The organism is Achromobacter sp. F4_2707 (assembly GCF_047501535.1).
GTDB lineage: Bacteria > Pseudomonadota > Gammaproteobacteria > Burkholderiales > Burkholderiaceae_B > Yanghanlia.
Genome location: NZ_JAZDRJ010000012.1, coordinates 103,691 through 126,431 on the forward strand (window position 1 = coordinate 103,691; position 22,741 = coordinate 126,431).

21 protein-coding genes are annotated in these 22,741 nt (G+C 59.3%); 10 read left to right on the forward strand and 11 right to left on the reverse strand.

Annotated features, from left to right (window positions below; genetic code table 11):
- Positions 1-60: 60 nt before the first annotated feature.
- The 9 genes from VRY85_RS12560 to queA all read right to left on the reverse strand — a co-directional run bounded on the left by VRY85_RS12560 (position 61) and on the right by queA (position 9,846).
- Positions 61-948 (reverse strand): HlyC/CorC family transporter, encoded by an 888-nt coding sequence (locus tag VRY85_RS12560; protein WP_414598938.1) that lies wholly within the window; start codon positions 946-948, stop codon positions 61-63.
- A 36-nt stretch (positions 949-984) separates the two neighbouring features.
- Entirely contained in the window at positions 985-1,548 is a 564-nt protein-coding gene (gene ybeY / locus VRY85_RS12565) for an rRNA maturation RNase YbeY (protein ID WP_414598939.1), read from the reverse strand.
- The gene (locus VRY85_RS12570) at positions 1,538-2,557 is read right to left on the reverse strand and encodes a PhoH family protein (protein ID WP_414598940.1); all 1,020 of its coding nucleotides are present in this window, start codon (positions 2,555-2,557) and stop codon (positions 1,538-1,540) included. The genes ybeY and VRY85_RS12570 overlap by 11 nt, the downstream gene beginning before the upstream one ends.
- Complete coding sequence (miaB, locus tag VRY85_RS12575) at positions 2,554-4,131, reverse strand: tRNA (N6-isopentenyl adenosine(37)-C2)-methylthiotransferase MiaB (protein WP_414598941.1); 1,578 nt, start codon at positions 4,129-4,131, stop codon at positions 2,554-2,556. Before miaB ends, VRY85_RS12570 begins: the two co-directional genes overlap by 4 nt.
- 165 nt (positions 4,132-4,296) lie before the next feature.
- The gene (gene secF / locus VRY85_RS12580; RefSeq protein WP_414598942.1) at positions 4,297-5,232 is read right to left on the reverse strand and encodes a protein translocase subunit SecF; all 936 of its coding nucleotides are present in this window, start codon (positions 5,230-5,232) and stop codon (positions 4,297-4,299) included.
- Positions 5,233-5,282: 50 nt separating this feature from the next.
- On the reverse strand, positions 5,283-7,154 hold the full coding sequence (gene secD, locus VRY85_RS12585; RefSeq protein WP_414598943.1) for a protein translocase subunit SecD: 1,872 nt from the start codon (positions 7,152-7,154) through the stop codon (positions 5,283-5,285).
- A gap of 68 nt (positions 7,155-7,222) precedes the next feature.
- The gene (gene yajC / locus VRY85_RS12590) at positions 7,223-7,564 is read right to left on the reverse strand and encodes a preprotein translocase subunit YajC (RefSeq protein WP_414598944.1); all 342 of its coding nucleotides are present in this window, start codon (positions 7,562-7,564) and stop codon (positions 7,223-7,225) included.
- Positions 7,565-7,663: 99 nt separating this feature from the next.
- Positions 7,664-8,800, reverse strand: coding sequence for a tRNA guanosine(34) transglycosylase Tgt (gene tgt, locus VRY85_RS12595; RefSeq protein ID WP_414598945.1), 1,137 nt, complete (start codon positions 8,798-8,800; stop codon positions 7,664-7,666).
- Positions 8,797-9,846 carry a tRNA preQ1(34) S-adenosylmethionine ribosyltransferase-isomerase QueA gene (gene queA, locus VRY85_RS12600; protein WP_414598946.1) on the reverse strand — a complete coding sequence of 350 codons (1,050 nt, stop codon included), beginning with the start codon at positions 9,844-9,846 and terminating at the stop codon, positions 8,797-8,799. The genes tgt and queA overlap by 4 nt, the downstream gene beginning before the upstream one ends.
- 330 nt (positions 9,847-10,176) lie before the next feature.
- Between queA and dacB the strand changes: the two genes are divergently transcribed.
- The 5 genes from dacB to VRY85_RS12625 all read left to right on the forward strand — a co-directional run bounded on the left by dacB (position 10,177) and on the right by VRY85_RS12625 (position 13,671).
- Positions 10,177-11,676: a D-alanyl-D-alanine carboxypeptidase/D-alanyl-D-alanine-endopeptidase gene (gene dacB, locus VRY85_RS12605; RefSeq protein ID WP_414598978.1), complete on the forward strand. Its 1,500-nt coding sequence runs from the start codon at positions 10,177-10,179 to the stop codon at positions 11,674-11,676.
- Between the two features lie 199 nt (positions 11,677-11,875).
- Positions 11,876-12,514 carry a uracil phosphoribosyltransferase gene (gene upp / locus VRY85_RS12610; protein WP_414598947.1) on the forward strand — a complete coding sequence of 213 codons (639 nt, stop codon included), beginning with the start codon at positions 11,876-11,878 and terminating at the stop codon, positions 12,512-12,514.
- A 69-nt stretch (positions 12,515-12,583) separates the two neighbouring features.
- Positions 12,584-12,898, forward strand: a complete 315-nt coding sequence (locus VRY85_RS12615) for a DUF883 family protein (protein WP_414598948.1) — start codon at positions 12,584-12,586, stop codon at positions 12,896-12,898.
- 12 nt (positions 12,899-12,910) lie between these two features.
- Complete coding sequence (locus VRY85_RS12620) at positions 12,911-13,336, forward strand: phage holin family protein (protein ID WP_414598949.1); 426 nt, start codon at positions 12,911-12,913, stop codon at positions 13,334-13,336.
- Entirely contained in the window at positions 13,333-13,671 is a 339-nt protein-coding gene (locus tag VRY85_RS12625; protein WP_414598950.1) for a hypothetical protein, read from the forward strand. Before VRY85_RS12620 ends, VRY85_RS12625 begins: the two co-directional genes overlap by 4 nt.
- Before the next feature lie 68 nt (positions 13,672-13,739).
- On the opposite strand, the gene VRY85_RS12630 is transcribed toward VRY85_RS12625, so the two are convergent.
- Entirely contained in the window at positions 13,740-15,284 is a 1,545-nt protein-coding gene (locus VRY85_RS12630) for a UbiD family decarboxylase (RefSeq protein ID WP_414598951.1), read from the reverse strand.
- A 77-nt stretch (positions 15,285-15,361) separates the two neighbouring features.
- Between VRY85_RS12630 and VRY85_RS12635 the strand changes: the two genes are divergently transcribed.
- On the forward strand, positions 15,362-16,342 hold the full coding sequence (locus VRY85_RS12635) for a lytic transglycosylase domain-containing protein (protein WP_414598952.1): 981 nt from the start codon (positions 15,362-15,364) through the stop codon (positions 16,340-16,342).
- Positions 16,343-16,350: 8 nt separating this feature from the next.
- Here the strand turns inward: VRY85_RS12635 and VRY85_RS12640 are convergent, their stop codons facing one another.
- Positions 16,351-17,517 carry a pyridoxal phosphate-dependent aminotransferase gene (locus VRY85_RS12640; protein ID WP_414598953.1) on the reverse strand — a complete coding sequence of 389 codons (1,167 nt, stop codon included), beginning with the start codon at positions 17,515-17,517 and terminating at the stop codon, positions 16,351-16,353.
- Between the two features lie 115 nt (positions 17,518-17,632).
- On the opposite strand from VRY85_RS12640, the gene VRY85_RS12645 reads away from it, so the two are divergent.
- The 4 genes from VRY85_RS12645 (at position 17,633) to VRY85_RS12660 (ending at position 22,723) form a co-directional block, all read left to right on the forward strand.
- The gene (locus VRY85_RS12645; RefSeq protein ID WP_414598954.1) at positions 17,633-18,607 is read left to right on the forward strand and encodes a hypothetical protein; all 975 of its coding nucleotides are present in this window, start codon (positions 17,633-17,635) and stop codon (positions 18,605-18,607) included.
- A gap of 156 nt (positions 18,608-18,763) precedes the next feature.
- Positions 18,764-21,055: an NADP-dependent malic enzyme gene (locus VRY85_RS12650; protein WP_414598955.1), complete on the forward strand. Its 2,292-nt coding sequence runs from the start codon at positions 18,764-18,766 to the stop codon at positions 21,053-21,055.
- The gene (locus VRY85_RS12655; RefSeq protein ID WP_414598956.1) at positions 21,033-22,259 is read left to right on the forward strand and encodes a patatin-like phospholipase family protein; all 1,227 of its coding nucleotides are present in this window, start codon (positions 21,033-21,035) and stop codon (positions 22,257-22,259) included. The genes VRY85_RS12650 and VRY85_RS12655 overlap by 23 nt, the downstream gene beginning before the upstream one ends.
- Positions 22,256-22,723: a barstar family protein gene (locus VRY85_RS12660; protein ID WP_414598957.1), complete on the forward strand. Its 468-nt coding sequence runs from the start codon at positions 22,256-22,258 to the stop codon at positions 22,721-22,723. Before VRY85_RS12655 ends, VRY85_RS12660 begins: the two co-directional genes overlap by 4 nt.
- The last annotated feature ends 18 nt before the right edge of the window (positions 22,724-22,741 follow it).

Genomic DNA, 22,741 nt, shown 5'->3' on the forward strand with positions numbered 1-22,741 from the left:
CTGGGTAGGGGGCTGGGCCGACCGGCGACAAAGCCGCGCCCAAGCCTTATACGGACATCGTTACGGCCCAGTGGGTTCCGGTGCGACGGGTGGCGTTTCTTCCAGCTGGATATGCAGCCACAAGGCGCGACGCGCATCGGCGCCAACGACGGTGATATTCAGGCCGGCATGGCTCAGGCTGTCGCCACGGCGGGGAATGCGGCCGAGCTCTGCTGCCAGCCACCCGCCCACAGTGTCGTAGTCGTCGTCTGGAAGTTCGGTGCCAAACGTTTTGTTAAACACTTCGATTTCCGTAATACCCATGGCACGCCAGCTGTTTGTGCCGGTCTGGAAAATCGTTTTTTCTGCTTCCTCGTCGTATTCATCTTCGATTTCGCCGACGATTTGTTCCAGCACGTCTTCCATCGTAACCAGGCCCGCCGTACCGCCGTGTTCGTCGATGACGATCGCCAGGTGGTTGCGGCTGCTGCGGAATTCGCGCAACAAGACGTTGAGGCGTTTGGTTTCGGGGATGAATACAGCGGGCCGAACCAGGGGGCGCAAATCCAGCTGCGGGTTGCTGATGGAAAGCAGCAGGTCTTTAGCCAGCAGGATGCCCATGATGTTGTCGCGGTCGCCTTCGTAGACAGGGAAGCGCGAATGGCCGGTTTCGATGATCGTGGGCAGCACTTCAGACAGCGGACGACTGATATCCAGCATGTCCATCTTAGAGCGCGGCACCATGATGTCGGCAACGGTTTGGTTGGCGACATCCAGCGCGCCCGAGAGCATGGTATAGGCTTCGCTGTCGAGCACTTTGTTGTCGTGCGCGGCTTCCAGGAAGTCTTTGACGTCGTCGCGGTCTTCGGGCTCGACAGGCCGCATGAAGGTGGTCAGGCGCGCGAACAGGGATTTGTGGCCCGGTTTGGGTTGTCGGGGTTCTGAGTCGGAAGGGTTAGGGTCTGACATTGTCCAGGGGACGTGTTGAAGGGGTTTTAGAATAACTCAAATCTTACCCGCTTGCGCCGCTGTGGTCAGCCTCGGGCTTTCATACGGGTCGGGAATCCCAAAACTGGCAAGAATTCGGGTTTCCAACGCTTCCATATCTTGGGCTTCTTCGTCGTTCTGGTGGTCGTAGCCCAGGGCATGGAGCACGCCATGGATGGTGAGGTGTGCAGCGTGGTTGAGTAGCGGCTTGCCTTGTTCTGCGGCTTCGCGATGTAGAACCGGCACGCAGAGCACTATGTCTCCGCTAATCAGGCCTGCGTCGTCTACCCCATACTCAAACGTGAGTACGTTGGTGGCGTAGTCGCGTTCACGATAACTATGGTTGAGTTGGCGGCCCTCAGCGGCATCTACCAAACGCAGTGTAAGTTCTGCGCGTTGAAAGCGTGGGGTGTCCAGCCACTGGGCCTCTTCGGCCAGAGTGAACGCCACGGCCCGTTGCGCCCAGCGACGCAGGCGCCAGCGCGGCAGTTCAGGGGCATCGGTGGCATATTGCACCGAGAATGCAAACCCCGCCCCTGCGCCAGAGGCGGGCACCGTAGGCGCGGCGGCGTCATGAGACATGGTCGCCGGCTTCCTCGTAAGCCTCGACAATGCGGGCCACCAAGGGGTGGCGCACCACGTCGCGGCTGGTGAAGCGGGTGGTGGCAATGCCTTGCACTTGGGAGAGCACTTCTACGGCATGCGACAAACCGCTGCGCTGCCCTTTGGGCAAGTCGATCTGAGAAGGGTCGCCGTTGATGACGGCCTTACTGCCAAAGCCGATACGAGTGAGGAACATCTTCATCTGTTCCGGCGTCGTGTTCTGCGCCTCATCGAGGATGACGAAGGAATGATTCAATGTGCGCCCCCGCATATAAGCCAGGGGTGCAATTTCAATCGTTTGCTTCTCAAACAACCGTTGTACCTTGTCGAAGCCCATGAGGTCGTACAAGGCGTCGTAGAGCGGCCGCAGATATGGGTCAACCTTTTGAACCAGATCGCCCGGCAGAAAGCCCAGACGTTCGCCGGCTTCGACGGCGGGGCGGGTAAGGATTAAGCGCTGAACGCTTTCGCGCTCCAAGGCGTCGATGGCGCATGCCACGGCCAGCCAAGTTTTGCCGGTGCCAGCAGGCCCGACGCCAAAGGTGATGTCGTGCTTGAGAATGTTGTTGAGGTAGTCGCGCTGCCGGGGTGTGCGCGGGCGCAGGTCGCTGCGACGGGTGCGCAGGCTGAGGCTGCGGTCATCAACGGGGGGCAGGTCTGGCAGGGGTTGCGCTGCCTCGCCGGGTTCGGCATTGCGTTCTTCGGGCAGGCGCCCGGCGCCGAGTTCTACCAAACCCAACTGAATATCGTCGATAGACAACGGGCTTTTCAGGGCACGCTCATGAAACCATTCCAGCGCCTTGCCCGCTGCCGGGGCATTTTCCCCGGTAAGGGTCACGTGGCTGCCTCGGCGGTTGAGCGCCACATTCCAGCCATCGGCAATCTGACGCAAGTTTTCATCAAGCGGGCCACACAGGTTGGCCAGTTGTGTATTGCCGCCTTCTAGTCGTACAACGATGGGTTTGGCGTTGCGTGCTGCTGCGCTCATTCAGTGTCCTTTGGGTTGGAGCCAGTGGCTGATTCGCCCGTCATAACCAAGCGGCCTCGCAGGGAATTTGTCATGGTGTGCGTGATCATGACATCAACCATCTGGCCGACCAGACGCGGGTGACCTACGAAGTTCACCATGCGGTTGTTTTCGGTGCGGCCCGCGAATTCATTGGGGTCTTTACGGGAAGGCCGCTCCACAAGAACGCGTTGCACCGTGCCCACCATGGCCTGGCTGATGGCTGCGGCCTGCTCGTTGACCAAAGCTTGCAGGCGGTACAGGCGATCCAATTTTTGTTCCTGGGGTGTGTCGTCGTGCAGATCGGCAGCCGGCGTGCCCGGCCTGCGTGAATAGACGAACGAGAACGACTGGTCGAAGCCGACAGTGCGAATGAGATCCAGTGTTTTCTGGAAGTCCTCTTCGGTTTCGCCGGGAAAGCCCACAATGAAGTCGGAAGACAGGGTGATGTCAGGGCGGGCCTGCTTGAGGCGACGGGCAATGGACTTGAATTCCAGCGAGGTATAGCCGCGTTTCATGGCGGCTAGTACCCGGTCGCTGCCGGCTTGTACTGGCAGGTGCAGGAAGGGTACCAGTTTGGGCAGCTTGCCGTGCGCTTCGATCAGCCGGGTTGTCATTTCCTTGGGGTGAGACGTGGTGTAACGGATGCGCTCGATGCCTGGAATTTCATGAACGTATTCCAATAGCATGGCGAAGTCGGCAATCTCACCTGCGTCACCGACCGGGCCACGGTACGCGTTGACGTTCTGGCCCAACAGGGTGACTTCTTTCACGCCTTGATCGGCGAGGTCAGCCACTTCGATCAGCACATCCTCAAAGGGGCGGGAAACTTCCGGGCCACGGGTGTAGGGCACGACACAGAAACTGCAATATTTACTGCAGCCTTCCATGATGGAAACAAAAGCGGTCGGGCCGTCCTTGCGGGCAGGCGGCAGTGCGTCAAATTTCTCGATTTCAGGAAAGCTGATATCGACCTGCGAATGGCCCGACTGCTTGCGCTTGGCGATGAGTTCCGGTAAGCGGTGCAGGGTTTGCGGGCCGAAAACGACATCGACATAGGGGGCGCGCGCCACAATGGCTTCGCCTTCCTGGCTGGCCACGCAGCCGCCCACCCCTATGACCAGGCCGGGCTTGGACTGCTTGAGGTGGCGCACACGCCCTAGGTCGGAAAATACTTTTTCCTGCGCTTTCTCGCGCACGGAACAGGTGTTGAAGAGGATGATGTCGGCTTCTTCGGGGGTGCTGACAAGTTCAGCGCCTTCGGCCTGGCGCAGCACGTCGACCATTTTGTCGGAATCGTACTCATTCATCTGGCAGCCAAAGGTGCGAATGAAGATTTTCTTGCCTGCATGGCCGGGTTGTGCGGCAGGGCCTTGGCCTGCGGCTGAACGTGAGCTGTCCGAGGGCTCTGAGTTCTCGTCTTCTGTGGACTCGGAGGAAGGCGTGGAAGTCTCCTCGGGCTCTTCCGGCAGAATTAGCCCGGAAGGCTGGACGGGCTTGGCAGGAGAGGGCGTAGGGGTGCCACGCGTGGGGCGCTTAATGGAGATTTCTTGCATGTCGATAGCCGTAACGGGTGTTTATCCCGGGGGCGGAAATTGAAAAACCTTATTGTACCTTTGGCGACCTGCAGATGGCAGAACGCCGACCTTGAAAACAGGGTCGGCGTTTTGCGAGGCTAGGGCTGTTGTGGTAGCAGCGGCCCTGAACGTGTCTGGAAGGTATCAGGCGATCTCGGCGCTGGGGTCTTCCTTTTTTGGGGCTTTTACGAGGTCTTCACGTTTGACACCCAGCCACATAGCAATGGAAGCCGCCACAAAGATGGAGGAATAAATACCGAACCAGATGCCGATGGTGAGCGCCAGAGAGAAGTTGTGCAAAGTGGGGCCGCCAAAGAAGAACATGGACAGCACCATCATCTGCGTAGAGCCGTGGGTAATCACCGTACGCGACATGGTTTGGGTAATCGCGCTGTTGATGACTTCCTTCACACTGGCCTTGCGTTGCTTGCGGAAGTTCTCGCGAATGCGGTCCATGATGACCACGGATTCGTTCACGGAATACCCGAGCACCGCTAAGACCCCCGCCAGTACAGATAGCGAGAATTCCCATTGGAAAAAGGCGAAGAAGCCCAGAATGATGATGACGTCGTGCAGGTTGGCGATCACCCCGGCGACGGCAAACTTCCATTCAAACCGAAAGCCCAGGTAGACCATGATGCCGATGACTACGAACAGCAGCGCCATCAGGCCGTTTTCCACCAGCTCGCGGCCCACTTGAGGGCCGACGAACTCCACACGGCGCAGTTCGACGTCGGCGGTGGCAGCTTGCAGAGCGCCCAAGACGGCCTCACTCTGCATGGCGGACGTTTCGCCTTCACGCACTGGCAGACGAATCATGACGTCACGCGACGTGCCGAAGTTCTGCACCTGGAAGTCGGTATAACCCAGGTCGGCCACGGCAGCGCGGACTTCATCTAACTGAGCGGCTTCAGGGTAGTTGACCTCCACCACCGTGCCACCGGTGAACTCGATTGACAGATGGAAGCCGCGGGTGGCAATGAAGAAGACAGCTAAGACAAAAATAGTCAGGCTGATCAGGTTCAGCACCAAAGCGTGGCGCATGAACGGGATAGTGCGGCGGATACGGAAAAATTCCATGTTTCGTTCTTACCTTGAGATAGGGCCGCGCCAACTGGCGCAGCCCCGGTTCAATCCTTGGGTTTCCAGACTTGGCCGATGGAGATGCTCTGCAGCTTGCGCCGCGAGCCATACCAAAGGTTGACCATGGCCCTGACGCCGACAATGGAGGAGAACATGGATGTCAGGATGCCGATGACATGAACTACGGCAAAGCCGCGGATGGGCCCGGTACCGAAGGCCAGCAACGCAATACCCACGATAAGGGTGGTGAGGTTGGAGTCGAGAATGGTGCCCCATGCCCGCTCAAAACCCAGGTTAATGGCCTGCTGAGGCGAGTGACCCGTTCGCAGCTCTTCGCGGATGCGCTCGTTAATGAGCACGTTGGCGTCAATGGCCATGCCAAGGGTGAGCGCAATCGCGGCGATACCCGGCAGCGTAAGCGTGGCCTGCAGCATGGAAAGCGCGGCCAGCAGTAAGAGCACGTTGAATGTCAGGCCCAGTGTGGAAAACACGCCGAACAGCCGGTAGTAAAGCACCATGAAGACAGCAATGGCGATGAAACCATATAGGGTGGAGTCAAAGCCCTTCTTGATGTTGTCGGCACCCAGGCTGGGGCCGATGGTGCGCTCTTCGATGATTTCCATAGGGGCGGCCAGCGAACCGGCGCGCAGCAGCAGAGCGATGTCGGCCGCTTCCTGGGCATTCATACTGCCGGAAATCTGCACCTGTCCCCCGGGGATCTCACTGCGGATCACCGGAGCGGTGACCACCTGGCCTTTACCCTGCTCAAACAGAACAATGGCCATGCGACGCCCGATATTGTCGCGAGTGATGTCACGGAAAATGCGTGCGCCTTTTGCGTCAAGGCTGAGGTTGACGGTGGCCTGCTGGGTTTGCTGATCGCGGCCCGGTTGGGCGTCTTGCAGGTTTTCCCCAGTGAGGATGACCTGGCGACGCAGCAGCAGGGGCCGCCCGTCGGTATCTTCAAAGCGTTCCAGGCCGAAAGGCACGGTACCTGCATTTAGCGCTGCGGTAGCCGAAGGCGAATCTTCGACCATGCGGATTTCCAGCGTGGCCGTGCGGCCCAGGATTTCCTTAGCCTTGGCGACATCCTGCACGCCGGGCAACTGCACAATGATGCGATCGGTGCCTTGCTGCTGGATGATGGGTTCGGCCACGCCAAGCTCGTTAATTCGATTGTGCAGCGTGGTGATGTTCTGACGTAGGGCGTTGGTTTGAACAGCGGTGATGGCTTGTTCGCTCAGTTCGCCGCGGATGGTGTACAGGTTGGCCGATTGACCCGTGGCGGAGAAGCTCAGGTCGGGCAAGGAGCGGCGCAGTTCGGAAATGGCGGCGTCGCGGTCGGCTTCGGTGTTGAAGGATGCCACCACGGAGAGGTCGCTGCGTTCAGCGCCGGCCACGGGAATGCGGGCTTCACGTAATACTGAGCGGATTTCGTTGGAGATCGTGTCGTAACGGCCGGTCAGCGCGCCACGCATATCGACTTGCAGCAGGAAGTGCACACCGCCACGCAGATCGAGACCTAGATACATGGGGTTGGCGCCAATGGCAGTCAGCCAGGAGGGCGACGCCGATAGCAAGTTAAGCGCAACCGTGTATGAAGGGTCGTTGGGGTTCGGGTTCAGCGAGCGCTCAATGAGATCTTTCGCGCGCAGCTGGACGTCGGTGGTTTCAAAGCGGGCGCGCACCGTGCCGGTGGGGCCATTCTGTTCGAAAAATGTGCCGGTGGTTTCTATGCCATTGTCACGCAACAGCCCTTCCACCTGGCTCAGCATGGAAATATCCACCTTGACTGTGGATTTCGCCGGCGCGATCTGGACAGCGGGGGCTTCGCCGAAAAAGTTGGGAAGGGTGTAGAGCAGCCCGATAATCAGCGCCACCACTACGGTGAGGTACTTCCAGAGGGGATAACGGTTCATTCTCGGTCAGCAGGCGGAAAGACTTAAGTACCCCGGAGCGGGCGCCCCGGGGCCGGAGGGCGATGAAATTAGAGCGTTTTCATCGTGCCCTTGGGCAGCACGGTTGTGACGGCGTTGCGCTGGACGATGGTTTCTACCTGCTTGTCGGCCACGGCGGAAATATCAACCGTGACGTAGTTGTCGCTCACCTTGGTGATACGGCCAAGCAGCCCACCCTGAGTGATAACTTCATCACCTTTGGCCAGGCCTTCCACCAATTTGCGGTGTTCCTTCTGGCGCTTCATCTGCGGCCTGATCATCAGGAAGTAGAGAATGACGAACATCAAGATGATGGGCAGCATGCCCATCAGTGCATTCCCTTCGCCGGGCGCGGCCTGGGCGATGACAAGTGGCAGGGTATCGGTGAACATCAGGTGCTCCTGTGGTTTTTTTGAACGTAACTCTTAATTGTAGCGAAATTGGGGTCTGACCCCATTTTTTTGTTTAATTGGGGACAGACCCCAATTTGTTTATTCCACGCCGCGAGCGCGATCTTGGTTAAATGCGTCGCGCCAGGCTTGGAAGCGGCCCTCTGCGATGGCCTCGCGCATTTCCTCCATAATCTTCAAGTAGAAGTGAAGATTGTGCAGGGTGTTCAGGCGGGCGCCGGTGATTTCATTGGCGCGTTGCAGGTGGTGCAGGTAGGCGCGTGAAAAGTTCTTGCAGGTGTGGCAGCTACAACTGGGGTCGAGCGGGCGGGTGTCATCGCGGTAGCGAGCATTCCGGATTTTGACATCGCCATAACGCGTGAACAGCCAGCCGTTACGGGCGTTACGGGTGGGCATAACGCAGTCGAACATGTCCACGCCTCGGCTGACGCCTTCCACCAGATCTTCAGGGGTGCCCACGCCCATCAGGTAGCGGGGGGCTTGTTCCGGCAGTTGGGGGGCGGTGTGGGCCAGCACACGCATCATGTCTTCTTTCGGCTCGCCGACCGAAAGACCGCCGATGGCATAGCCTTCAAAGCCGATATCCAGCAGGCCCGCCAGCGATTCGTCGCGCAGGTGCTCATACATGCCGCCTTGCACAATGCCGAACAGGGCGTTGGGGTTTTCCAGCCGTTCGAACTCATCGCGCGAACGCCGCGCCCAGCGCAGCGACATGCGCATGGAGGTGGCGGCTTCTTCCACCGTGGCGGGCCTGCCTTCTATTTCGTAGGGTGTGCATTCGTCAAACACCATGGAAATGTCGGAATTCAAGGCAAGCTGGATGCGCATGGATTCTTCAGGTGTCAGAAACAGGCGGGAACCATCAATGGGCGAGGAAAAGCGCACCCCCTCTTCGGTGATCTTGCGCATATTGTTCAGGCTGAACACTTGAAAGCCGCCGGAGTCCGTGAGGATGGGCTTTTGCCACTGCATGAAACCGTGCAACCCCTGGTGCTTGCGCATGATGTCGGTACCGGGCCGCAGCCACAGGTGGAAGGTGTTGCCCAGCACGATTTGGGCGCCGATATCTTCCAGTTCGTGGGGCAGCATGGCCTTGACGCTGCCATACGTGCCGACCGGCATAAAGATCGGGGTCTGCACCACGCCGTGGTTAAGGGTGATCTCGCCGCGCCGTGCGGCGCCGTCGGTAGCCAGCAGTTTGAATTGAAGACGGGTCATGAATGATTCGGAGATTCGATAAACATGGCATCGCCATAACTGAAGAAGCGATACCTGGATTGAACGGCATGCGCATAGGCACGCCGTATGGTGTCCATGCCTGCCAGCGCCGAAACCAGCATCAACAGCGTAGATTGCGGCAGGTGGAAGTTGGTGAGCAGGGCGTCAACCATTTGAAACTGATAGCCGGGCGTGATGAATAAGCGCGTGTCGCCTTCGGCTGCTAAGTTGCCGGGTTGGTGAGCGAGCTCAGCAGCCGCCGATTCCAGCGCACGCACGCTGGTGGTGCCCACGGCGACGACTCTGCCGCCGTTTTCGCGTGTCCGGCGAAGGGCCTGCAGGGTAGCGGCGCTCACTTGAAAACGCTCCGCATGCATGACGTGCTCGCTGAGGTTTTCCACCCGCACAGGTTGGAAGGTGCCGGCACCGACATGCAGGGTTACGAAGGCAGTGTCCACGCCCATTTCGGCTAAACGCGCAAGCATGTCTTGATCGAAATGCAAGCCAGCGGTGGGCGCCGCGACGGCTCCGGGCTCGCGGGCGTACACGGTCTGATAGCGGGTGTCGTCATCCTCACTGGCCGCATGGGTGATATAGGGCGGCAGCGGTGTACTGCCGTGGGCTTCCAGCAGGTTGAGAACGTTATCCGGGAACTCCACAATAAAAAGCGCGTCTTCGCGGCCGGTCACCGTCACATAAAAGGCGTCGGCCAGCCACAGGCGCGTTCCGGGGCGCGGCGACTTGCTGGCTTTGATGTGGGCCAGAGCGGTATGGGTAGCCGTAATCCGTTCCACCAGTACTTCGACCCGACCGCCACTTTCCTTGTTGCCGAGCAGCCGGGCTTTGATGACGCGGGTGTCATTGAAGACCAACAAGTCACCGTTACGCAGCAGCGAAGGCAGGTCAGTGAACTGGCGGTCGTGCAGGCGGCTGTCGGAGTCGATATGCAGCAGGCGGCTACCGCTGCGTTGCGTGGCTGGCGTTTGGGCAATAAGTTCGGGAGGCAGCTCGTAGTCGAACTGGGAAAGCTGGAGATTAGAGTTCACGTGCTGGCAGCTTGCCCCCATAGGGCGTGGGGAGGATGACAAAACACCTATTTTACCGGCAGTGTGATTCCCGGCCCCTCTGGGCAAGCAGCGGCATCGCATGCATGAGCGATACGGGTGGCTGCTACGCCCTGGTTTTCGTGCCTCTGACGGCCCAATAGAGGGGTGCCGACGCTGCCGTATTCGAGCCGTGCTGTTTGTCCTTGCGCTGACAGGATAGGGTTCTCGCACAGATGAATGATCCATGGTTTTGCCGGTTCCAGAGACACGGGTAAATCGCTTATGCTGGGGCCTTTCGTCGACGTTTTTCTATCGCCTACCTTTGCATCCATGCCATTCAAGCTTCTATTCCCCGTTGTGAAAACCTGGCGCCGTGCGCGGCAGTGGGCGGCAGTCCCCTTGTTAGCAGCCGGGCTGGCGGGTGTTTTGCAGGTGTCACAGGCTGAAGCTCAAACTTTGCCCGTGGCTCAGTCGATTCAGGCTCTTCCCACTGAAGTGCAACAGGCTTGGGCGGCAACCAAGCTGCCAGATTCCACCTTGTCGCTGGTGGTGCATGAGCTGGGAGGGCAACGTCTGGCATCTCTCAACGCCATGGTGCCGCGCAACCCGGCCTCAGTGATGAAAATGGTGACGACGTGGGCGGCGCTTTCGGAATTGGGGCCTGAATACAGCTGGCGTACGGCTTTTTATACCCGGGCGGATGCACAGATTGATGCGGAAGGCACACTGACCGGGCCGCTGTACCTGAAAGCGGGTGGGGATCCTTTTCTGACTATGCAGGAGCTCTGGTCGTTGCTCAGGGAACTGCGCTTGCGTGGTGTGAAGAATATTACCGAGGTGGTGGTGGACCGCAGCCGTTTCGGCGATGTGGCGCTCGACCCCGCAGCATTCGACGGTGCGGGGGATCGCCCCTATAACGCCAGCCCGGACGTCATGATGGTGGGGCTGGGCACGGTCAGGCTGATTTTCATACCCGATACCCAAGCCAATAAATGGGTGCCGGTGATCGACCCGCCGGTGCGCGGCTTGCGGGTTCAGGGCAATGTCGAGTGGAGCAATGCGCGTTGTCCGGGTTCGCCTCAAGTCAGCACCCAGGTACAGCGCTTGGGCACTGAAACGCTGATACAAGTGAATGGCACGGTGGCCGGCTCTTGTGGCGAATTTTCTCTGTACCGGCTGGCTTTGCCGCAACAACAACATTTTGAGGCCATGTTCCGCATGTTGTGGACGGAGCTTGGCGGCACGCTGGGGCGTGGCTTTAACACAGGCTCCCTGCCGTCGAATGCGCGCTTGCTGGCCTGGCACGATTCTGAAACCTTGGCGGACACCATTCGCCTGATCAACAAACAGAGCAATAATGTTATGGCTCGCATGTTGTTGTTGGCGTTGGGGGCAGAGCAGCGCGCGTCCGGAGCGACTGCGCACAGCGGCGCTCAGGCGGCCTTTCAGGTATTACGCAGCCAAGGGGTGGATACCCAAGGTTGGGTGCTGGAAAATGGCTCAGGCCTGTCGCGCCAGGAGCGGCTGACCGCCGACGGTTTGGCGTCCATGCTGGATGTTGCGTGGCGCTCGCCGCTTATGCCGGAATTTATTTCTTCGCTGGCAATTTCCGGCGTGGACGGCACGTTGCGGCGACGGTTGCGCGCCGACGAAACGCGCGGGTTAGCGCATCTCAAAACCGGCACCTTGCGCGATTCCCGTGCCTTGGCAGGTTATGTACTGGGTGCCAGCGGCCGCCGTTACGCCTTGGTGCTCATCATCAACCACGAACGGGCGGGCAATACCGGTAAATTCCTGGACAGCGTGGTGCAATGGCTGGCAAAGCAGTAAAAGCGTAACGAAACCATCAAAACTCAAGGCATAATGCAGGGGTGGCTGTAATTGGCCGCACGCCTGTGCACACGCCTCATCGTTATGGTCGGTGCCAGGCAAGGCAGTTATTTTTTAGAGCCGAAGGGTTCCCTGACGGGCTACGGAGATGTTCCGGCCCGCAGGCCGGGGCTCTTCACTTTGCAGGAACGCATCATAAATGCCAGTACATGAAATCCGCCACCCCTTGATTCAGCACAAGCTGGGCTTGATGCGCAAGGCCGATCTCAGCACCAAGAACTTCCGGGAAATGTCCCAGGAAATCGCAGCGCTGCTCACCTATGAAGCATCTAAAGATCTTCCTCTCGAACCTCAGAGAATCGAAAGCTGGTGCGGCCCGCTGGACGTTGAGAAAATCGCCGGAAAGAAAGTAACCGTCGTGCCTATTTTGCGGGCGGGCATCGGCATGCTGGATGGCGTGTTGACGCTTATTCCAGGCGCCAAAGTCAGTGCGGTGGGCATTGCTCGCAACGAAGAAACTTTCGAAGCGCAAACCTATCTTGAAAAGCTGGTGGGCCAATTAGACGAGCGCCTGGCGCTGATTGTTGACCCTATGCTGGCTACCGGCGGCTCTATGGTGGCCACCATAGACCTCCTGAAGAAGGCGGGGTGTCGGAATATCCGCGCCTTGGTGCTGGTCGCTGCCCCACAGGGCATTGCAGCAGTTGAAAAGCACCACCCCGATGTGCATATTTATACGGCGGCCGTTGATAGCCATCTCGATGAGAGCGGCTATATTATTCCTGGGTTGGGCGATGCAGGTGATCGCATTTTCGGAACCCGGCAGAAGGACGCCTGAACGCTGGGTACAAGGTTTGCCCGTGTATCGCAGCCCCGTCGCAGTCAGTTGTTTAACAGGAGTTGAAACATGAAAGAGAAAAGCATCCGCGATCGTGAAGAAGAGTTCGTCGATCGTGTCAAAGAAAGCCTGGATGAAGCAGAACGCATGTTGCAACAGGCGGCGGAAGCGACTGGTGATAAGGCTGAAGAGTTGCGCGAAAGCGCCATGCGCTCGCTGCGTCGCACGCGCGAACATCTCTATTCAACACAAGACGAGCTTATGGCTCGCGGGCGCCGCGCCGCACGGGCCACCGACGACTACGTGCATGACAACCCCTGGCGTGCCATCGGTGTTGCGGGCCTGATGGGAGTCCTGATCGGCGCCATCATCTGCCGTCGCTAACGCGGGCCTGTTATGGCGTTGCGCGAAACGGTCGGCGGGCTGGCCGCCACGCTGCTTTCAATCCTGCGGACTCGCTTTGAGCTGTTCGCACTTGAGGCTGCAGAACAGAAAGCCAATGTCCTGACCCTGCTCGGCATGGTCTTCGGGGCCTTGCTGTTTCTGACTCTGGCGTTGCTGGTGTTTACAGGGTTAGTGGCGGTGTATTTCTGGCCCACGGAAGACCGTTATCTGGCGTTGGCCATTCTGGCCTTCATCTATTTTGCGGTTGGGCTCGGCCTGCTGCTGGCCGTACGCACAAAACTCGTGAATAGCCCGACGCCATTTGCGGCAACACTGGATGAGTTGCGGCGCGATATCGACCTTGTGGATCGCTTGAAAGAACCTTCTTCAAGCGCTGTGCCGCCCGAGTGGATGCCGCCGCCGGGAGATCGCTCATGAGTCGCCGCTCTCCAAGCCAGGAACGGGCCTTGCGTATAGAGCTGTTGCGCGCTCGGGCTGCTCTGGAACGTCAGAGTCTGGCCCTTGGTGTTCAGCACCTTGGCAGGTCGTTAACGCCGCGCGGTCTGCTCGCATCGTTTTTGCCCGGCGACACCAGTCGTAAGTCACCTGCCGACTACCTGCTTCAGGCCTTGCGTCTGACGCGGCGTTACCCTTTGGTGCTTTCTTTGGGTTCGTCTCTGCTTTCGGGGGTGGCCCGTCGTAAGTCCCGTTGGTGGAAGCTGGCGGCGGCTGCGGTGGTCGCCTGGCAGGTGTCGCGCGCAGTCAAAAAATAGGGGATAGACTTTTGCCCATTCGGCCGCCAATGCTCTCAATCATGCATGGCGGCCGTTTTTTTTCCGTGTCAAAGGCCAAGCGAATCCCACATGGCATCGACCCGGCTGCGTACATCGTCGTCCATGACAATGGGGCGGCCCCATTCGCGGTCGGTTTCACCCGGCCATTTGTTGGTGGCATCCATGCCCATCTTGCCGCCCAAGCCGGATACCGGTGAAGCAAAGTCCAGGTAGTCGATGGGGGTGTTTTCCACCATAACCGTATCGCGCACCGGGTCCATGCGGGTGGTCATGGCCCACACCACTTCTTGCCAGTCGCGAATGTTGACATCGTCGTCCACCACGATGATGAACTTGGTGTACATGAACTGGCGCAAAATGCTCCAAATACCGAACAGCACGCGTTTGGCATGCCCCGGATACTGCTTGCGCATGGACACGACGGCCAAGCGATAGCTACACCCTTCAGGCGGCAGATAAAAGTCGGTGATTTCTGGCAACTGGCGTTGCAGCAGGGGAACAAAGACTTCGTTCAACGCAACGCCCAGCACGGCGGGTTCATCTGGTGGTTTGCCGGTGTAGGTGCTGTGGTAGATGGCGTCGCGGCGCATGGTGATGCGGTCGACGGTGAATACGGGGAACCAGTCCTGTTCGTTGTAATAACCGGTGTGATCGCCGTACGGCCCTTCCAGAGCAAGTTCGTAATCACTGCGGGGCGGCTGCGGGGCGCCTTCCGGCACGTTGGGCGGCAGGGCGCGCGGGTCGCTGGCGGGCAGAATATGCCCTTCGAGCACAATTTCCGCATACGCAGGCACGGAAAGGTCGCTGCCCAGCGCGTTAGCCACTTCGGTGCGCGAGCCTCGCAGCAGGCCTGCAAACTGGTATTCGGAGAGGCTGTCGGGCACCGGGGTGACAGCGGCCAGAATGGTCGCCGGGTCGGTGCCCAGAGCAACGGCGATGGGGAAGGGCTGGCCCGGGTTGGCCAGACAGTGGTCGCGAAAGTCCAGTGCACCGCCGCGGTGCGACAGCCAGCGCATAATAAGTTTGTTGCGGCCCACCTGCTGTTGCCGGTAAATGCCTAAGTTCTGGCGCTTGGCTCGTGGGCCACGTGTGATGACCAAACCCCAGGTCAGCAGCGGCGCGATATCTTCCGGCCAGCAGTGTTGTAAAGGAATATTGGAAAGGTCGACGTCATCGCCTTCCAAGACGATCTCATGGCATGGTGCGCTGCGAATACGCTTCGGGCTCATGTCCCATAAGGCGGATTTCAGGGTGTTGACCGTGCCGATGGCTTCACGCAGATTGCGCGGCGCTTCGGGTTCGCGCAGGCTGGCCAGCAGTTCGCCAATGCCACGTAGGGCGGAAACGTCGGCGGCGCCCATGCCCCAGGCGACGCGTTCCGGTGTACCGAATAGGTTGGCCAAGACTGGCATAGTGGCGGGCGCGCCGTTGTGTGTCGCTTGCTCGAACAGCAGGGCCGGCCCCGCCTTGCGCAAGACCCGATCGCTGATTTCAGTCATCTCAAGCCGGGTCGAGACAGGCTGAGTAATGCGTTTCAGTTGGCCCGCTTTTTCGAGCTGCTGAATGAAGTCTCTAAGGTCACGGTATTTCACGGCGAGCGGCAATTCCGGTTACAGTCTCTGGGAGTGGCAAGGTTAACATTCCAGGGGTTTGATTTCAGGGAGTCCCAATGGCTGCCGATAATAATTCTAGGTGGAAAACGCGCTCCACGCGCCCGGGGCGAGTGGAATCGCCACCGGGCACGGTATCTGTGCCGGAAAAATGGCGTGCGCACACCAGTCGGCATGGCGAGGCTCCTGCACGGCCCCAGCGCGGCTCATTAGCGCGGGCTGTGTCGGCCTTGGAAAGTCGCTTGGCCGAATGGCTGAATGTGGGCGCGGCCTACCTGGGAATTGCCGTGTTGGTGACGCTTGTTATGGTGTTCAGCATTGCACCATTGCGCGACCAGGTCAGCCAGGTTCACCAGGCTTTGCTAGAAGCGCTGCGCCCTGCAAGCGTCGATGATGTGTTGTATGCAATGCTGGCCATCGATGACGATAATCGGGAACTTCTGGAGCACCTAGCAGGCACTGTTGCCGAGTCGACAGAGCCGCAAGAGGGTGAAGTCAACCCGCCGCCCACCAGCGCCGAGTCCATCAATTTTGTGGGTTTGCTCAAGGCCTCAAGCGAAGAGAGCAGCGTGGAAGGTATTACCGCCGCACAAGAAACGGCTTTGCGTAGCTATTTGGCCCGTAAATACCGGATCGCTTCCAGTGTGGCAGGCGCCATCATCAATACGGTGTTTGTGGTGGCCCGCGAGATGGACCTCGACCCACAACTGATTCTTGCCGTGATTGCCATCGAGTCGCGCTACAACCCTTACGCTGAAAGCCATGTTGGCGCACAGGGGTTGATGCAGGTCATGACCCGCGTCCACAAAGAAAAATTCACCGAGTTTTCCGACGGCACGATAGCCGCCTTGCACCCCATTGCCAATATCCGGGTGGGTTCACGTATCTTGCGCGACTGCATCGACCGGCGCGGCTCCATTGAGCGGGGGCTGGCCTGTTATGTGGGTGCGACAGGCCCAAGCGACGGCGGTTATGGTGCCAAGGTATTGGCTGAACGCCGCCGCATTGCCTTGGCGTCGGGGATTCCGGTGGGGCGCTAAGCTGCCGTTCAGGCTTGGCCAGGCAACCAGGCTTCCAGCCGGCTCACCGCTTCTTGCAAGCGGTCTAGCCGGGTGGCATACGACAGCCTGAGGCTGGTGGCTGCATGGGCCGGGCCGAAGTCGCGCCCTGGAACAGTAGCGATTCCAGGGCCATGCAGCAGTTGCTGGGCGAAGTCGTCGCTGTCCTGGCTGTAGCGGCTGATATCAAGGTAAATGTAGAAAGCGCCATCGGGTTTGACGGGTACGTGCAGGCCCAAGCGTTCCAATTCAGGTAGCAGGTAATCGCGGCGCTGCTTGAACGACAACCGCCGTTTCTCGAAAATGGCCAGGACTTCCGGTTCAAAACAGCTGATGGCAGCGTGCTGCGCCAGGCTGGGAGCGCAGATACATAAATTGGAAGCCAGTTTGTCCAGAGCGGGCAGCATCCAAGTGGGGGCAATCATCCAGCCCAGGCGCCAGCCTGTCATGTGAAAATACTTGGAAAAACTGTTGATGATGACAATGTCGTCATCCAGCGTCAGGGCGCTAGTGGGCGTATCTTCATAGTAGAGACCAATATAAATCTCATCCATGATGATGAAGCCGCCGCGAGCCCGGACTTCAGCGACCAATTCGCGCAAGGCTTCGCGTTCCATACTGGTGCCGGTGGGGTTGCTTGGAGAGGCAATCAGCACGCCCCGGGTTTGCGGTCCCCAGTGGCGGCGCACATCTTCAGCGGAAAGGTGAAAGCGTTGCTCGGCGTGAGTGGGGATCAGCCGCGGAACACCGCCTGCGGAAATAATGAAATTTTGGTTGGCAGGGTAGGAAGGGTCGGGCAGCAAGACCTCGTCGCCTGGGTTGATCAGTGCCATGGCGGCCAGCAGCAGGGCGCCGGAAGCGCCCGCAGTGACGATAATGCGTGATGGATCAACGCTGGCGCCATAGCATTCGCTGTAATGGTGGGCAATGGTCTCGCGCAGAACCGGCAGGCCAGCGGGCGAGGTATAGCCGCTCAGGCCCGCTTCGGCGGCGCGGTTAAGGGTTTCGACAACCTGCGGCGGAGCCGTAAAATCAGGTTCGCCGATACCCAGGCTGATGATGTCGCGCCCTTGCGCGCTGAGCGCCGCCGCCTGTTTGAACATTTCAACGGCGTAGAAGGGCATGACCTGTTCGGTGCGCTTTGCTAGAGATGACATGGCTTGAGTAATGCGGATGGTAGATCGGAGTGTAGGAATTGTAGCTGGGCGGTGCGAGTACGGGCCGTCAAGCCCCGCACCTGGTTTTTTTTGAGGTTGATCAGGAGAGTTACGCATGCAATCGGAAAGCCGTCGCGCATTCTTGAGGGGGCGCCGCCCGGCCACCACCCCTTGGGAGGCTTTCTGCAACCGCCTGCGCCGTTTGGCGGCAGGGACGCTTACCGTGTTGGATGATGAACCTGACAGCCAGGCCGCACGCCTGGTCGTCCAGCAGCCTACGGACGCCCATCATGCGCGATTGCTCTGTGCCGAATATGGCGTATGCATGGCCTTGGAAGGCGTGCCCGACGCCATGTCTCACGATGGGCCGGTACTCTGGCTGAGTCCGGGGCGAGGAGTTTCCGCCCATCAGTTGCTAGAGCCCGGCGGCAGCCGCTGGTTTGTGCAGCCAGGTTGCCTGTTAGGCGAACTCGAAGCGGTCGGGTTTACTTGCTTTGCTGAGCTGCCCGCCCACATGACGGTGGCGGCCTGGCTGGCGGACCGTACTTCGTGCAACTGGCCCACCGGTCATACGGCGGCTTCTGGTTTGGCTCACGCAACCGCTTTGCTGGCTGACGGTACGTCGGTCAGCCTGGGGGCGTTTGGCACGGACAACCGCAAAGCCCTCGACAGCCTGCGGTTGCAGCGGCTTATTCCTGCACTGTTCAGCTTATCGATGGGAGAGGACGCCCGCACCTGCGCGCAATGGCGGGCCTGGCCCTCGCGCTACCGGCTGGACGCTTTGCAACCGGCCGCCGGCAACACCCTCAATCTTTCGCACCTGCTGCTGGGCCATGGCGGTGATCTCGCCTGGGTGGAGTGGGTGGTGCTGGATCAGGCGCTGGCCGACGCCGCTGCGGGCCAGCAGTTGCCATTAGAGTTGCCGGACACAGGCGTGGAATCACACTATTCCGGCGGCGCGCTTCCGCAAGGCGGCTCAGGGCCATGCGAGGCGGTTAACGTCGCCCGCGCCGCTCAGGATGTTGATGTCGCCATCAAAGCGCTGTTTGACCCGGACGGCCTGTTTCCTCACCCAGGGCAGACGCTTTAGGCGAAGGGGACGCCGCTCTGGGGCGGCTACTGGCGCGTTGTTCACGGCCGCCCCGGCAGGGGGCGTTCGCTCACGCCCTTTCGGCACTCCATACAAAACCAGAGTTCGCGGCTAGAATTGAAGGACTCTCTTCATCTCTTACAAAAAGTTTGAAACATGGATGCCAATCTGCGCAAGGCCGCACTCGTCTATCACAAGCAGGGTCGCCCCGGCAAAATTGCAATCGCGCCGACCAAGCAGCTATCTAACCAGCGTGATCTCTCGCTGGCGTATTCCCCCGGTGTGGCGGCTGCCTGCGAAGAAATCGTCGATGACCCGCAGAACGCGTTTCAGTACACCGCGCGCGGGAATCTGGTGGGGGTCATTACCAACGGTTCAGCAGTGCTGGGGTTGGGCAACATTGGGGCGCTGGCTTCCAAGCCGGTGATGGAAGGCAAGGCGGTTTTGTTCAAGAAGTTTTCCGGTATTGATGTCTTCGATATCGAAATCAACGAACAAGACCCCGACAAACTGGTGGACATCATCGCCGGCCTGGAGCCCACCTTCGGCGGCATTAACCTGGAAGACATCAAAGCGCCGGAATGCTTTTACGTTGAGCGCAAGCTGCGCGAGCGCATGAATATTCCGGTCTTTCACGACGATCAGCATGGCACGGCCATCTGCGTGACGGCGGCTTTCATTAATGGGCTAGAAGTGGTCGGTAAGGATATCGACAAGGTGAAAGTGGTGGTGTCCGGTGCGGGCGCCGCTGCGCTGGCCTGCCTGGATCTCATGGTTGACATGGGGCTGCCGCTGGAAAACATCTGGGTGTCCGACATCGAAGGCGTGGTTTACAAAGGTCGTACAGCGTTGATGGACGAAACCAAGGAACGTTTCGCCCAGGACACCGACGCGCGTGTGCTCGACGACATCATTGGCGACGCCGACGTCTTTCTGGGGTTGTCAGCAGGCGGGGTGCTGAAGCCGGAAATGGTGAAGCGCATGGCGCCGCGCCCCTTGATTCTGGCGTTGGCCAACCCCACGCCGGAAATCCTGCCGGAAGAAGCACATGCGGTGCGCGACGACGTCGTCATGGCGACAGGGCGGTCCGACTACCCCAACCAGGTCAATAACGTTCTGTGCTTCCCCTATATTTTCCGGGGGGCGCTGGACGTCGGCGCTACCACCATCACACGCGGCATGGAAAAGGCCACCGTGCATGCGATTTGCGCCGTCGCCAAGGAAGAGCAAAGCGACGTGGTGGCTGCGGCCTACGGAACATACGAGGTGTCGTTCGGCCCTGAGTATTTCATCCCCAAGCCGTTCGATCCGCGCTTGATTTCCCGCATCGGGCTGGCTGTGGCCAAGGCGGCCATGGAAGAAGGGGTGGCTACGCGTCCCATCGCCGATCTTGAAAGCTATGAAGCCCAGCTGGAGCAATTTATGTACCGCTCCGGCGCCTTCATGAAACCGCTGTTCCCGGTGGTCAAGCAAATGGTACGCGACGGCCTCAAGAGCCGCATTGTGTTTGCAGAAGGCGAAGACGAACGCGTGTTGCGGGCCGTGCAGATTGTGGTGGACGAAGGTCTGGCCCGTCCGATTCTGGTGGGTCGCCCCTCGGTGATTGCCGATCGTATTAAGAGGTTTGGTCTGCGGTTGCAGCTTGACCGCGATTACGAAGTTACCAACCCCGACTACGATGAGCGCTTCAACCGCTACTGGATGACGTATTGGGAACTCATGTGCCGTAACGGTGTCAGCAAGGAAATGGCGCGTGTCGAAATGCGGCGCCGCCTGACGCTGATTGGCGCCATGATGGTGCACCTGGGGGATGCCGACGGCATGGTTTGCGGCACGGTCGGCTCGTACGACAACCATCTGCGCTTTATTGACGAGGTCATTGGCAAAAAGCCGGGCGTGCGCACTTATGCCGCCATGAATATTTTGTTGCTCACGGATCACACGTTGGCGCTGGCCGACACGCACGTGAATGACAACCCGGATGCAGAACAGGTGGCAGAGATCACCTTGATGGCGGCTCGCAAAATACGGCGGCTCAATGTTGAGCCCAAGGTGGCGTTGCTATCGCGCTCCAACTTCGGCACCGGGAGCTCCACCTCGGGTGAGAAAATGAAGCAGGCGCTGGCCTTGGTGCGCGAGGCTGACCCCGAGCTTGAAATTGACGGGGAAATGCATGGAGACTGCGCGCTTGATGAAGAGCTGCGCCGTCGCATCCTGCCGACTACCACGCTCACAGGAGCAGCCAACCTGTTGATCTGCCCAGGCGTGGATGCCGCCAACATTGCCTATAACCTGCTCAAGACGACGGCTGGCGATAACGTGGCTGTCGGCCCCTTCCTATTAGGGGCGAATGCGCCGGTGCATATCCTGACCTCAAGCTCTACCGTGCGTCGCATTGTCAATATGGCAGCTTTGACGGTCTTTGATGCGAACACGCCGGCAGAATGACGCCCCCCATTGCCTTGCCGCCAACCCCGTAGGGTTGATTCTTACGGGCGGCGGCGCTCGGGCTGCTTACCAAGCCGGTGTCCTTGCGGGGGTGCTGGAACTGCTTGATCCGGGACGTGACCCGGGTTTTTGCAACCCCTTTTCCATCATGTGTGGCACGTCGGCAGGCGCAATTAACGCAGCAGCCTACGCCTGCCAGGCTCATAACCCTCATGCGGCACTGGAAAGCATAATCAGCCTGTGGACGGGGCTGAGTACCGGCAAGGTCTATCATGCCGATGCTTGGCGGCTGCTGCGCACAGGTCTGCGCTGGTTCAGCATGATGGCCGCGGGCTGGCTGGCGCCGTCGTTGCGCAGTCACCAGCCACGCTCCTTGCTGGATAACCAGCCTCTGGGTGAGCTACTGGAAGACTACCTGGATTTCGACCAGCTCAAGCGCAACTTGAAGAACGGGGTGATTGATGCCCTAGCCATTACGGCATCCGGCTACAGCACGGGCGAACATATTACTTTTTATCAATCGCGCGGCGGCATCAAGCCGTGGCGCCGCTCATTGCGTCAGGCCGTGCCGGCCAGCATTGGTGTCGACCATCTGTTGGCGTCCTCCGCCATTCCTTTTGTGTTTCCGGCCAAGGCAATGTTGGTTCACGGACACACTGAGTGGTGTGGCGACGGCTCGATGCGGCATCTGGCTCCCATCAGCCCGGCGATTCACCTGGGCGCTGAAAAAATCTTTGTGGTGGGAACGGGTTACCGTGATGAAACCCACCCGGAGCGGCGCCTGGCCGACCCTCATTACCCCTCTTTGGCCCAGATTGGCGGTCATGTCTTGTTCAGTATTTTCCAAGATACTGTGGCCAGCGACTTTGAAAGCATGGAAAGGGTGAATGAGTTACTTGCACAGCTGGAGCCAAATGTATTAAAAAGCCAGTCCCTGCGTCCGGTCCGTACATTGGCGATTACGCCAAGCCGTTCGCTGGATGAGTTGGCAATGGTTCATCTCAGGCGGATGCCTCGTGCTGCCCGTACCCTGTTTTCCGTTCTCGGTGTATCGTCGAGCTCAGCAAGCAAGGCGGGAGCCGCGCTGATTTCCTATTTGTTGTTCGAAGGGAGCTACACGCAGGCGCTGATTGAGCTAGGTCGTGCCGACAGCATGAACCGTGCAAATGAAGTGCACGCTTTTTTCAAGGAGACGCCCGGATGAGCCAGGTGCAATCGTTGCAAGAGAAATTGCAAAAAGGTGGCTTGGTGGACGTTGTGTCCTCAGAGCGGAATGAAGTTTTAAAGGTCGCCGAAGAAGTCGGGATGACTGCTTTTGTTGTGGAATGCGATCGCGCGCGCAGCCGCTCCGCCGTATTGCGGGCGGTGGTTAAAGCAGTAGATTTCCCGGAGTTTTTTGGCGGTAATCTGGATGCGTTGTACGACTGCTTGTGCGATACCGTACTCGACCAGAAAGGCGGCCTGTTCTTGTGGTTTGACAATCTGCATTCCGGCGACCCGGCTTTGGCGGAAGACGCAGTAGCCATTGAAAGCGTCTGCCAGGATGTGGTCGAGTTTGCGGCGAATAACGGCCGTGGGTTCGCTTACCATATTGTCCATGCGGGCAAGCATCCGGACCCTGAGCCCGGAGTCGCGCCCACGCCTTATTCGGGTGCTTCTGAAGAATAAGCCCGGCGGCTTGATTCC